Below are 12879 nucleotides of genomic sequence, written 5' to 3'. Positions count from 1 at the left end.
TCGTGCTCGTGGTGCCCTGCAACGAGGCTAGGGTGCGGGCGGCCGGTTTCCCGTGATTGCGGTGCCGATCCGCAGGTGTGTCGCGCCCTCGAGGATCGCCTCGGCGTAGTCCCCGCTCATGCCGGCCGAGATGTCGGTGGCGCCGGGCTCGAGCGACACCACCCGTTCGGAGATCGAGCGGAGTCGGGCGAACGCGGCTCGGGGCTCCGAGTCGAGGGGCGCGACCGCCATCACACCCCGCAGCCGGATGGTCCCGGTGGCCAGCACACGCGCCACCATCGCCTCGACGTCGTCCGGCTGCACCCCGCCACGGCCGGGGTCGTCGGTGAGGTTCACCTGGACGAAGCCGTCGATGACCGGCGGCTCCGGCTCGGCCTCGGTCGGGGCGAACGCGTCGACGACGGAGCCGCGGTCGAGCGACTGCACGACGTGGGCGTACCGCCGGGCCTGGCGGGCCTTCTTCGACTGCAGCTGCCCGACGAAGTGCCAGGTCAGGCCGAGGTCCGCCAGTTCGGCGGCCTTCGCCTGCGCCTCCTGGTGGCGGTTCTCCCCCACGTCGGTCACGCCGAGTGCGGCGAGCTCGCGCACGAGTGACGCCGGGTGGTACTTCGTGACGACGACGAGCGTGAGTTCGTCGGGCGAGCGCCCTGCGGCTCGCGCCGCGTCGGCGATGCCGCTCCTGACGGACGCAACGCGCGCCTCCAGTCCGTCGTCGTGGGACGAGGCCTGGAGGCGCGTGTCGGCTACCAAGGGTGGGTTACTTGAGGAAGTCGGGGACGTCGAGCTCGTCGTCGTCGTCGAACGCCGGGTCGGCGGCGCGCTGCACCGGCGGCTGGTGTTCCTGCGAGGCCCAGGACGGGCTCGACGTGGTGGAGTCCTCGATCGCACCGGTCGAGGCGGCGACGGGCGCCGCTGCGCTCGACTCCGGGTCGACGTAGCTCGAACGACGTTCCTTCTGCTGCTGCGCCGGCTCGCCGCCGTCGAAGCCCGCGGCGATGACGGTCACGCGCACCTCGTCGCCCAGGGTGTCGTCGATGACCGCACCGAAGATGATGTTCGCCTCGGGGTGCACGGCTTCCTGCACCAGACGCGCGGCGTCGTTGATCTCGAAGATGCCGAGGTTCGAGCCACCCTGGATCGACAGCAGCACGCCGTGCGCACCGTCGATGGAGGCCTCGAGCAGCGGCGACGCGACGGCGAGTTCGGCCGCCTTGATCGCACGGTCGGCACCGCGCGACGAGCCGATGCCCATGAGCGCGGAACCCGCACCCTGCATGACGCTCTTGACGTCGGCGAAGTCGAGGTTGATCAGGCCCGGGGTCGTGATGAGGTCGGTGATGCCCTGCACACCGGCCAGGAGGACCTGGTCGGCCGTGGCGAAGGCCTCGACCATGGATATGCCGCGGTCGCTGATCTCGAGCAGGCGGTCGTTCGGGACGACGATGAGCGTGTCCACCTCGTCCTTGAGGCCCGCGACGCCGTTCTCGGCCTGCGACTGGCGGCGCTTGCCCTCGAAGCTGAAGGGCTTCGTGACGACACCGATGGTCAGTGCGCCGATGGACTTCGCGATGCGCGCGACGACCGGTGCGCCACCGGTACCGGTGCCGCCGCCCTCGCCCGCGGTGACGAACACCATGTCGGCGCCGGCCAGGGCCTCTTCGATCTCCTCGGCGTGGTCCTCGGCGGCACGACGGCCGACCTCGGGGTCCGCGCCGGCACCGAGGCCGCGGGTGATCTCGCGGCCGACGTCGAGCTTGACGTCGGCGTCGCTGAGCAGCAGTGCCTGGGCGTCGGTGTTGATCGCGATGAACTCGACCCCACGGAGACCGAGCTCGATCATGCGGTTGACGGCGTTGACGCCGCCGCCGCCGACACCGACGACCTTGATGACGGCGAGGTAGTTGTGGTTCGTGGTCACGTCAGTCAGGCCTCCGGTAGAACCCTCAACCTCTACTTGAAGTTCAGGGGCAATGCTGGTAGATGTGGTGCTGGCTCCGACGCTACGGGTGCGTTCGGCGCAGTGTCGCCCCGCCACGCCGCGTGTCGCCGATCAGGTCCGGCAATTCAGTCCTTGGCGCGGATCACGCCGTTGTCCGGTGCTGAGACGTCGTACTCGACCACGACGCCTGGGTTCCGTGCCGCGTGGTCCTTGACCAGCGCGGCGAGCAGTTCGGCCTTCGCGTCCGAGTCGTCCGGGCTCCCCCACACGACGGTCGAGCCGTCCTTGAGCGTCAGGGTGACGTCGTCGGCCGTCGACCCGGCGACGCGTGTCACCTGGGACCGGACCGTCGAGGGCAGCGCCAGCACGACCTCGGTCATGGTGCGGAAGCTCGAGGACCCCAGGCGCGCACGGGCGATGTCGGCGAGCGGCATGGTCGCCGGGCGCTTCGGCGACGACTGCACGACGATGCCCGCGGGGTCGACGAGGTCGAAGGTGCTGCCGGAGCGCACCGCGACCACCGGCGTGCGCTCGGTCACCGTGACGACGAGCGTGTGCGGCGGGGCCTCTTCGGTCACGTAGCTCTCGATGAGCGGGAACCCGGCGACGTCCCGCTTGATCGCGTCGAAGTCGAGCCGGGCCAGTGGCGTGCCGATCTGGTCGGACAGCGCCTGGCGCAGCGCGGACTCGTCGACGCGGTTGGTGCCCTTGACCTCGATGGTGCGGAGCGCCATCAGCGGGGAGAACACCGCGACGAGGATCGAGACCCCGAGCACCAGGACGACGCTCGCCGCCGTGATCCACGCGGCGCGGCGGTGCCGGCTGCGCCGGGTGAACCGGCGGACCTCGGCACGCTCGAGCAGGCGGCGGCGCCGCTTCGCGATGCGCGCCTCGCGGGCGGTCTCGGCAGCGCGCACCCGCGCCCCGATGGGCGCCTCGGTGTGCTGGTCGGTCCGGGAGGCACCGGTCGCGTCGAGCACGTCGGTCACGGTCGCGTCGTGGTCGGCTCCACCGCTCGAGGCCGCTCGGCGTTCCGCGTCGCGGCGGTCGGCCTCCTCGTCCCGGTGGTCCTCGTTCGGGGTGTACTCGCGCAGGCGGTCGGCGACGGTGGAGAGCCCGGCGCCGAACCGGCGTCCGGCCGCACCGGCGAACGCGCCGACGCGGTCGCGGTGCGGACCCGACGTGTCGGCGGCGGGCCGGTCCGCGGGGGTGGGCTCGGCAGTGTCGTCGACCGTCTCGTCGACCGGGGCGTCCGGGGCGGACGTGGGACGGGCCTCCCGGTCGTCGGCGACGCGTCCGCGGAACGGCAGCCGCGGCTTCGAGGGACCACGACGCTGCCGGGGCGCTTCCGCGGCCTCGGCCGGGGCGTCCCTGCGGGCGTCCCCCTCGTCGAACCCCTCGGGGCGCTTCACCGGGACGACGCTCCGTCGGTGCCCAGGGCGCCGAGCACCTGCGGGATGATCCGGTACACGTCGCCGCAGCTGAGCGTCATGATGATGTCGCCGTCTCGGGCGACCGCGGCCGCGCGGGCCGCCGCTTCGTCCCAGTCGGGCAGGAACTCGACGCGCGACTGGTCGGCGAAGCGCTCCTGCACCAGGGCACCGGTCACGCCGGGCTCCGGGTCCTCGCGGGCGCCGTAGACGTCGAGCACGACCGTGTGGTCGGCGAGCTCCTCGTACACCTTGGCGAAGTCGCCGGCCATCAGGCGGGTGCGCGAGTACAGGTGCGGCTGGTGGATCGCGATGATGCGACCGTCGCCGACGACGTTGCGGGCGGCCTTGAGCGCCGCGGCGACCTCGGTCGGGTGGTGCGCGTAGTCGTCGTAGACCGAGACGCCGCGCTCGACACCGTGCAGCTCGAAGCGGCGCTGGGTGCCACCGAACGCCTCGAGCCCGCGGACCGCGTCGGCCGGGGCGACGCCGAGGCCGGTCAGGACCGCGAAGGCGCCGACGGCGTTGATCGCGTTGTGGCGGCCGGGCACGCGGAGGGTCAGGTGGTACGCCTCGCCACCGGCGCGGAAGTCGACCTCGACACCAGCCGACTCGGTGATGCCCTCGATGCGGACGTCCGCGTCGACGGCCTCGCCGAAGGTGACGATCTCCGGGGCGTCCGGGCGCTGGCGGATGCCGGCGGTGACCGTCTTCGCACCGGCGTCGTCGCTCGAGATGACGACGCGCTCGCTCGCCTTCGCGGCGAACTCGACGAAGGCCTCGGTGAAGGCCTCCTCGCTGCCGTAGTGGTCCAGGTGGTCGGCGTCGACGTTGGTGATCAGGGCCACGGCGACGTCGTAGAGCAGGAACGAGCCGTCGGACTCGTCGGCCTCGACCACGAACAGGTCGCTGGACCCCGGGGCCGAGCTGGTGCCGAGGGACTGGATGACGCCGCCGTTGACGAAGCTCGGGTCGAGGCCGAGCTCGACCATCGCGGTGACGATCATGCCGGTCGAGGTGGTCTTGCCGTGCGCACCGGCGACCGCGACCAGGCGGTGCTCGGCGATCAGTGCGGCGAGGGCCTGCGAGCGGTGCAGCACCGGCAGACCGCGGCGCTGCGCCTCGAGGAGCTCCGGGTTGTCGGGCCAGAGGGCGCTCGTGACGACGATGGTGTCGGCCTCGCCGACGTTCGCCGCGTCGTGACCGATGTGCACAGTCGCGCCGAGGTCGCGCATCGTGCCGGTCGTCTCCGTCTCGCGGGAGTCGCTGCCCGTCACGCGGTGCCCGGCGGCGAGGAACATCCGGGCGATCCCGCTCATGCCCGCTCCGCCGATGCCGACGAAGTGCACCGTGCCCAGGTCGTCCGGGATCGGCTGGGTCAGGTCCGGCTTGATGGTCATCGTTCCTCCGTGGTGCTGGGGGCCTGCTTCGCGGCGTCGAGGACCAGGTCGGTCATCCGGTCGGCGCCGTCGCGGTGGCCGACGCTGCCCGCCCGCACGGTCATGTCGGCGATGCGGGAGCGGTCCTGCAGAATGCTCAGCAGCTGGAACGTCACCCAGTCCTGGTCGAATTCCCCGTCGGCCACCAGGACGGCTCCCCCGGCATCGACGACGTCCTTCGCGTTGTGGCGCTGCTCACCGTTGCCCACCGGGTACGGCACGAGCACGCTCGGCAGCCCGACGGCGGTCAGCTCGCACACCATGCCGGCACCGGAGCGCGACACGACGAAGTCGCTCGCCGCGTACGCCAGGTCCATCCGGTCGCAGTAGGGCAGCACGTGGTAGCCGTCGAGGTCGCTCGGGCCGATGTCCGACGCGGCACCCACGACGTGCAGGACCTGCCAGCCGGCACCCACGATGGCGGCGGCGGACTTGTTGATCGTCCGGTTGATGCTCCGTGCGCCCGAGGAGCCACCGGTCACGAGCAGCACCGGTCGGTCCGGGTCGAGCCCGAACTCGGTGAGGCCCTCGGCCCGGACGGCGCGGCGGTCGAGCGACTCGATCTCGCGACGGAGCGGCATGCCGACGACGCGGCCGTGGCGCAGGCGCGTGTTCGAGAAGGTCAGGCCGACGTGCTCGGTCAGGAACGCGGCGAGGCGGTTCGCCAGCCCGGGCTTCGCGTTCTGCTCGTGCACGACGATCGGGGTGCCCGTGCGGCGGGCGGCGATGTACGCCGGAGCGGCCGCGTAGCCACCGACGCCGAGGACCACCTCGATCTCGTGGTCGCGGATGATCTGCTCGGTCCGCTTGACCGCCGCCGCGAACCGCTGCGGGAAGCGCAGGGCGGCACCGTTCAGCTTCCGCGGGAACGGCAGGCGCGGGATCGTCAGCAGCTCGTAGCCGCGCATCGGCACGAGACGGGATTCCAGGCCCTCGGCGGTGCCCAGCACGAGCACCTCGGCGCCGGGCTCCCGCTCGGTCAGCCGGTCGGCGACCGCGAGCAGGGGGTTGACGTGGCCGGCGGTGCCGCCGCCGGCGAAGAGGTACTTGCTCACCGCAGTGATCCGTTCGTGGAGGTCCGGACGAGTGGGGCGTTCGTCAGGCCGGGGTCGTTCTTGCCGGGCAGGTCACGGGCGAAGGAGAGCACGACGCCGATCGCCACCAGGGTCATGATGAGGGCCGAACCACCCGCCGAGATGAGTGGCAGGGGCACACCGAGCACGGGCAGCAGGCCGAGCACGACGGCGATGTTGATGAGCGCCTGGCCGATGATCCACGCGAGGATGCCACCCGTGACCGTCTTCACGAAGGGGTCGCGGGACTGCCGGATGATCTTGATCATGCCGACGGCGAGCACCACGAACAGGCTGAGCACCACGACGGCGCCGATCAGGCCGAGCTCCTCGCCGATGATCGCGAAGATGTAGTCGTTGTCCGCCTCGGGCAGCCACGACCACTTCGCCTTCGAGTTGCCGAGGCCGACGCCGAACACGCCGCCGGACGCGAGCGCCCACATGCCGTGCACGGGCTGCCAGCAGATGTCCTGGTACTGGCTGGTGTCGGTGCATCCCGACAGCCAGGCGCTGATGCGGGTCGAGCGCGAGGCCGAGGCCATCGTCACGAAGGGCAGCATCACGGCGAACGCGCCGAGGCCGACGAGCAGGTGCCGGGCGCGGACGCCGCCGATGTACAGCGCGCCGAACACCAGGATGAGCATGACCATCGCGGTGCCCTGGTCACCACCGAGGACGACGAGCCCGAGCGAGAGCATCGAGGCGATCCCGATCGGGATGAACACCTCTTTCCAGTCGTCGAGCTTGTCCCGCTTGACGTAGATGATGGCGCCGATGCCGAGCACCAGCCCGAGCTTCACGACCTCGGACGGCTGCGCGGTGAACGACCCGAGCTCGATCCAGTTCCGGTTGCCCTGGATGTCGATGCCGAGCGGGGTGAACACGAGCAGCTGCAGGACGAGCGCCGCACCGAGCAGCCGCATCGCCCACTTCCGCCAGATCCGGGTCGGGACCCGGCTGGCGATGAGCATGAGCGGCACGCCGAGCACGGCGTACAGGCCCTGGCGGGACGCCGCCCCGAAGAAGTCGTGGGTCGCCGCGTACTCCTCGACGCTCGACGAGGACAGCACCATCACGACGCCGAAGACGACGAGGAACAGCGTGACGCCGAGGATCGTGTAGAAGGTGCTGGACTCCGCGACGAAGACGTTCTTGACAGCGACGATCGCGCCGTTCGTCCGTCGTGGGGTCGTCGCGGTCCGGCCGTTACGGCTGTTCGGAAGATCCGTCGGTGTCGTCGCCATCGACTTCTCCTCCCAGGTGCTCGTTGACCGCGGCCGCGAAACGCTGCCCCCGGTCGGCGTAGGAGCCGAACTGGTCGAACGACGCCGCCGCCGGGGCGAGGAGGACGGTGTCGCCCGGCCTCGCGACCGATGCGGCATGCCGGACCGCCTCGCGCATGACCTGATCAGTGTCCGTCGTCTCCACCTGGAGCACCGGGACCGTGGACGCGTGTCGCGCGAATGCCTCGAGGACCGGGGTCCGGTCGGTGCCGATCACCACGACGGCGCGCACGCCGGGGCCGAAGCGCTCGACCAGCCCGTCGACGTCGACGCCCTTGAACAGACCGCCGACGATCCACACGACCGTGTCGAACGACGCGAGCGACGCGGTGGCGGCGTGCGGGTTCGTGGCCTTGGAGTCGTCGACCCAGGTGATGCCGTCCGCCTGGGCGACGAGCTCGGTGCGGTGGTGGTCGGCGCGGAACGCCCGGACGGCCGACTGGATGGCGCTCGGCTGGACGGTGCCAGCACGGGCCAGGGCGGCGGCGGCCAGGACGTTCATGGTCATGTGCGGGCTTGCGAGCCCGGCGGCCTCGAGGTCGGCGATGGTCGACAGCTCGAGCGCGCTGTTGCGGCGGTCCTCGTTGAAGGCCCGGTCGCACAGGACGTCCTCGACGATGCCGACGTCACCGGGAGCGGGGACACCGGGGGTGAAGCCGACCGCACGGCAGCCCTCCACCACGTCGGCCTCCTGCACCATCTGCCGGGTGGCTTCGTCCGAGGTGTTGTAGACGCACGCCATCACGGTGCGCTCGTAGACCTTGGCCTTCGCCGCGCGGTACGCCTCGGCGGAGCCGTGCCACTCCAGGTGGTCGTCGGCGATGTTCAGGCAGGCGCTGGCGAGCGGCACCACGGCGCCGTCGCCGGACGTCGCCGCGTAGTGCAGCTGGTGGCTCGAGAGCTCGACGACGAGCACGTCGTAGCCGACCGGGTCGCGGACGACGTCGAGCACCGGCACGCCGATGTTCCCGCACGCGACGGCACGCAGGCCGCCGGCCTCGTACATCGCGGTTGTGAGCTGTGTCGTCGTGGTCTTGCCGTTCGTGCCCGTGATCGTGATCCAGGGGGCCGCGACCGGGCCGCGGACGACCTTGTCGCGCACGCGCCAGGCGAGCTCGATGTCGCCCCAGACGGTGCTGTTCGTCACCGACCACTGCACGGTGGCGTTGTGCGGGGGCAGCCCCGGCGACACGATGACGACGTCGGGCGCCTGCTGCACGAGGTCGTCCGGCACGGTGTCGAGCGGCGTCTGCAGGAATCGCGCACCGATCACGTCGAGCAGCTCGACGCTGTCGGCGGGGGCGTCGGACGAGTAGACCGTCACCTCGCTGCCGAGTTCCACGAGCGTGTCGGCGACCGAGAACCCGGTGGCACCGAGGCCGAGGACGGCGACGTTGAGTCCCTTCCACCCCTCGGAGTACCAGCTGTCGAGGGACTGGAGGCGGGACGGCGAGGACACCGGGTCAACCAACGCGTGCGATCCATTCGAGGTAGAAGAGTCCGACCCCCGCCGCGACGAAGAGCCCGGCGATGATCCAGAAGCGGACGACGACGGTCACCTCGGCCCACCCCTTCAGTTCGAAGTGGTGGTGCAGCGGACTCATCAAGAAGATGCGCTTGCCGTGGGTGATCTTGAAGTAGGCCCGCTGCAGGATGACGGAGCCGGTGACGATGAAGAACAGGCCACCGATGAGGATGAGCAGCAGCTCGGTGCGGCTGAGGATCGCGAGGCCAGCCAGGGCACCGCCGAGGCCGAGCGACCCGGTGTCACCGAGGAAGATCTGCGCCGGCGAGGTGTTGTACCAGAGGAACCCGATGAGCCCACCGCAGACCGCGGCCGCGACCACGGCGAGGTCGAGCGGGTTCGAGACGGTGTAGCAGGCGTGGGCGGTGTTCGAGTCGAGCCGTGCCCCGCCGCAGATCTGGTTCGACTGCCAGAAGCCGATGATGACGTACGAGCCGATCGCCAGGATGCTCGACCCGGTGGCCAGGCCGTCGAGCCCGTCGGCCACGTTCACGCCGTTCGACGTGGACACCGTCAGCAGGACGATCCAGGCGAGGAACAGCACGGTGCCGATGACGGTGCCGAGCGCCATGAAGTCGAGCCACGGCACGTCGCGGATCGCCGAGATCATCGTGGACGCCGGCGGCTTGCCGTTCGACGTGGGCACGACCAGGGCGATCGTGGCGAAGATGACGCCGACGATGACCTGGCCGAGGATCTTGGCCCAGCCGCCCAGCCCGAGGCTCCGCTGGCGCCGGACCTTGAGGAAGTCGTCGATGAAGCCGACGAACCCGAGCCCGACCATCAGGAACAGCACGAGCAGGCCGGACAGCGTGATCGAGTCGCCTCCGATCAGGTGGCCGACGAAGTACCCGATCACCGCACCGATGATCAGGACGATGCCGCCCATGGTGGCGGTCCCGCGCTTGGTGTGGTGGGACTGCGGACCGTCGTCACGGATGAACTGCCCCCACCCGAGACGGTGGAAGAGCTTGATGAAGGACGGGGTGAGCAGCAACGTGAACACCAGCGACGTGGCGCCGGCGATGAGGAGCGCGATCATTCGGTGACACCTCCGAGGCGGTCGCCGAGGAATCGCAGTTCGGCAGACTTCGAGGACTTGACGAGGACGACGTCGCCGGGGCGGAGCATCTCCTGCATGGCACGGACGGCGTCGTCGACGTCCTCGATGTACACGGACTCGCCGTCCCACGATCCCTCGAGGGTGGCGGCCTGGTGGATGGGCATCGCGCCGCGGCCGACGACCACGAGCTGTCCGATCCCGAGGCGGACGACGAGCCGACCGATGCGGTCGTGCTCCTCGACGGAGTACTCACCGAGCTCGGCCATCTCACCGAGCACGGCGACGGTCCGCTCCCCCGGGCGCACGATCTGCGCCAGGGTCCGCAGCGCCGCCGCGGTGGAGTCGGGCGACGCGTTGTACGCGTCGTTGATGACGGTGACGCCCTCGGGGCCGCCCTGGAGCAGCTCCATGCGCCAGCGCTCGGCGCGCGTCATCGACGCGAGCGCCGCGGCGCCGTCGGCGAGCGGGACGCCCCACAGGTGGGCCACGGTGAGCGCGGCGGACGCGTTCACGGCGTGGTGCTCACCCAGGATCGCGAGGCGCACGTCGACGTGATCCGGGCCTCCAGACAGGGTCGCGTCCGTCGGACGGTCGCCTTCGTGGCGGACGGGAGGCGCGGTGAGGGTGAAGCGGGTGCCGCTGCGGTCCGTCTCGATGCCGGTGATGCGGTAGTCGGCCTCTGCCGACGTGCCGAAGCCCACCACGCGCGCGGCCGTCAGGTCGCGCATCGACGCGACGCGGTCGTCGTCGACGTTGAGCAGGGCCGTCGCGGTCTCGGGCAGGTCGGTGACCATCTCGGACTTCGCGCGCTGCGTCGCCTCGATGCCGCCGAACTCGCCGGCGTGCGCGAGGCCCACCTTGAGGACGACGCCGAGGTCGGGCTCGGCGATCGAGACGAGCTTGGCGATGTGGCCGACGCCGCTCGCGCCCATCTCGACCACCAGGTACCGGGTGTCGTAGGTGACGCGGAGCATCGAGACCGGTGCGCCGACGTGGTTGTTGAACGAGCCCTCGGGCGCGACGGTCGCACCGTGCTGCTCGAGGATCGTGCGGAGCATGTTCTTCGTGCTCGTCTTGCCGTTCGAGCCGGTGATGCCGACGACCCGCAGGGGCGCCGGGCGACCGTCGGCGTGGACGCGGTCCGCGGTGCTCATCCGGACGCGCGTGACGACCTCGTGTGCGAGCGCGGCGAGGGCCTCGTACCCGTCGGTGACGACGATCTGCGGCGCGGTGGTGTCCACACGCTCGGGCGTGATCACCAGGGCGGCACCGGCGTCGACCGCTGCGGGCACGAAGCGTCGACCGTCGGTGACCTCACCGGGCAGGGCGAAGAAGACGCTGCCGGGGCGGACCAGGCGGGAGTCGGTCTCGACCGAGCCCTCGACGACCAGGTCGCCGGGCTCGGCGACGTCGGTCGCCTGCGCGCCGCCGATCAGCTCGCCGCCGACCGCGGTGGCGATCTCGGCGAGGGTCATGGCGATCATCGGACGTCCTCCGCCGGACCGGAGTTCGGCTCCCAGCCGGCCTCGCGCAGGGCCACACGGGCCTCGTCGCGGGCGGAGTACGGCGTGCGGACGCCCTGGATGTCGCGGTAGTCCTGGTGACCCGGGCCGGCCCAGAGGATCGAGTCCCCCTCGCCGACCAGGCTCACGGCCGTGCGGATGGCGGCCTCGGGCGGGCTGACCTCGTGGATCTCGTGGTCGGGGTACGCCGCACGTGCGGCGTCGACCAGGGTCTTCCGGATCGACGCGGCGTCCTCGAAGCGGGGGTGGTGGTCGGTGACGACGAGGATGTCGCTGCCGGCCGCGGCCACGCGGGCCATGTCGCCGCGCTTCGTGGTGTCGCGGTCGCCGTCCGCACCGAACAGCATGAGGACCTTGCCGGAGGTGAACTGCCGGACCGCGGCGAGGGTGTTCTCGAACGCGTCGGCGCTGTGGCCGAAGTCGACGTAGACGCTCGGGCCGTGCTCACCGGAGACGCGCTCGGTGCGGCCGGGCAGGTAGCACTCGATGGCGGAGACGCGGTGGGTCTCGCCGTCACGCTCGCTCGCGGCGTCCTCGTCGGGGTAGCGGCGGTGGTTGCTCTCCAGCGCGTGTGCGATGGCACCGAGCTCGAACCCGCCCTCGACGAGCATGACGATCGCGAGTGCCGCGTTCGCCGCCATGTGCCAGCCGATCAGCGGCACACGGGTGGTCAGTTCGCGGCCCTCGGGGCCGGTCAGACGGAACTCGGTGTAGGCGGCGTGGGCCTCGACGATGTCGACGTGCCACTCGGCCTCGACGTCGGGGTGCACGGTGATCGTGGTGACCGGGATGCGGGAGTCCTGCACCACGCGGTGGCCCCAGTCGGTGTCCAGCGAGACGACGCCGCGACGGGCGTGCTCGGGCTGGAACAGCGGGAGCTTCGCCTGGTAGTACTCCTCCATGTCGGCGTAGTCGTCGAGGTGGTCGTGCGACAGGTTCGTGAATGCCGCGACGTCGAAGACGATGCCGTCGACGCGGTGCCGGCTGAGGGCCTGGGCGCTGACCTCGACGGCGACCGCGCGGACCTCGCTCTCGCGCATGCGGGCGAGGAGCGCGTGCATCTCGCTGGCCTCGGGCGTGGTCAGGCGGCTCGTCACGCTGAGCGAACCGATGTGGCGCTCGGCGGTCGAGCTCAGGCCGGTGACCAGGCCGAGCTGCTTGAGGATGCCCTCGAGGATGTAGGACGTGCTCGTCTTGCCGTTCGTGCCGGTGACGGCGAACAGCTGCGGCAGGTCGGTGGCCTCGTCGGGGTGCGTGCGGTAGACCCACGCCGCGACGTCGCCGAGGGCGGCGCGGGGGTCGTCGACGACGAGCACCGGCAGCCCGGACGGCTCGACCAGTGCGACGCCGTCCTGGTCGGTCAGGACGGCGACGGCGCCGCGCTCGGCGGCCTCCGTCGCGAACTGTGCGCCGTGCCGGTTCGCACCGTGCACGCCGACGAACAGGTCACCCGGCTGCACCTCGGTGGCGCTCAGGGTGACACCGGTGGTCTCGATGCTGTCGACCGAGCCGACGACTCGCAGACCGAACGCGTTGGCGAGTTCGGAGACGGCCCTCGGGGTCGGGTGTTCGGGTCGGAGGACCGGGGGGATCCGTGCGGACAA

Annotated in this window: 10 protein-coding genes; all 10 read right to left on the bottom strand. The window is 71.2% G+C overall.

Features of this window, described 5'->3' with window-relative positions:
- Positions 1–27: 27 nt before the first annotated feature.
- The 10 genes from HP445_RS14480 to HP445_RS14435 all read right to left on the bottom strand — a co-directional run bounded on the left by HP445_RS14480 (position 28) and on the right by HP445_RS14435 (position 12879).
- Complete coding sequence (locus HP445_RS14480; RefSeq protein WP_128779676.1) at positions 28–750, bottom strand: YggS family pyridoxal phosphate-dependent enzyme; 723 nt, start codon at positions 748–750, stop codon at positions 28–30.
- A 7-nt stretch (positions 751–757) separates the two neighbouring features.
- The gene (ftsZ, locus tag HP445_RS14475) at positions 758–1918 is read right to left on the bottom strand and encodes a cell division protein FtsZ (protein ID WP_027465251.1); all 1161 of its coding nucleotides are present in this window, start codon (positions 1916–1918) and stop codon (positions 758–760) included.
- A gap of 146 nt (positions 1919–2064) precedes the next feature.
- The gene (locus tag HP445_RS19190; RefSeq protein WP_111033317.1) at positions 2065–3351 is read right to left on the bottom strand and encodes a cell division protein FtsQ/DivIB; all 1287 of its coding nucleotides are present in this window, start codon (positions 3349–3351) and stop codon (positions 2065–2067) included.
- The gene (murC, locus tag HP445_RS14465) at positions 3348–4769 is read right to left on the bottom strand and encodes a UDP-N-acetylmuramate--L-alanine ligase (protein WP_128779675.1); all 1422 of its coding nucleotides are present in this window, start codon (positions 4767–4769) and stop codon (positions 3348–3350) included. The genes HP445_RS19190 and murC overlap by 4 nt, the downstream gene beginning before the upstream one ends.
- The gene (gene murG / locus HP445_RS14460; RefSeq protein WP_111023106.1) at positions 4766–5863 is read right to left on the bottom strand and encodes an undecaprenyldiphospho-muramoylpentapeptide beta-N-acetylglucosaminyltransferase; all 1098 of its coding nucleotides are present in this window, start codon (positions 5861–5863) and stop codon (positions 4766–4768) included. Before murG ends, murC begins: the two co-directional genes overlap by 4 nt.
- Entirely contained in the window at positions 5860–7125 is a 1266-nt protein-coding gene (ftsW, locus tag HP445_RS14455; RefSeq protein ID WP_128779674.1) for a putative lipid II flippase FtsW, read from the bottom strand. Before ftsW ends, murG begins: the two co-directional genes overlap by 4 nt.
- Complete coding sequence (gene murD / locus HP445_RS14450; RefSeq protein WP_128779673.1) at positions 7088–8623, bottom strand: UDP-N-acetylmuramoyl-L-alanine--D-glutamate ligase; 1536 nt, start codon at positions 8621–8623, stop codon at positions 7088–7090. Before murD ends, ftsW begins: the two co-directional genes overlap by 38 nt.
- Positions 8624–8627: 4 nt before the next feature.
- Positions 8628–9731 carry a phospho-N-acetylmuramoyl-pentapeptide-transferase gene (mraY, locus tag HP445_RS14445; protein WP_071405416.1) on the bottom strand — a complete coding sequence of 368 codons (1104 nt, stop codon included), beginning with the start codon at positions 9729–9731 and terminating at the stop codon, positions 8628–8630.
- A complete protein-coding gene (locus HP445_RS14440; RefSeq protein WP_128779672.1) occupies positions 9728–11236 on the bottom strand; it encodes a UDP-N-acetylmuramoyl-tripeptide--D-alanyl-D-alanine ligase in 1509 nt (502 codons plus the stop codon). Before HP445_RS14440 ends, mraY begins: the two co-directional genes overlap by 4 nt.
- The gene (locus HP445_RS14435) at positions 11233–12879 is read right to left on the bottom strand and encodes a Mur ligase family protein (protein WP_111033314.1); all 1647 of its coding nucleotides are present in this window, start codon (positions 12877–12879) and stop codon (positions 11233–11235) included. Before HP445_RS14435 ends, HP445_RS14440 begins: the two co-directional genes overlap by 4 nt.

This window comes from Curtobacterium flaccumfaciens (genome assembly GCF_013359815.1).
Taxonomy (GTDB): domain Bacteria; phylum Actinomycetota; class Actinomycetes; order Actinomycetales; family Microbacteriaceae; genus Curtobacterium; species Curtobacterium flaccumfaciens.
This window is presented reverse-complemented; position numbering and strand designations above follow the sequence as displayed.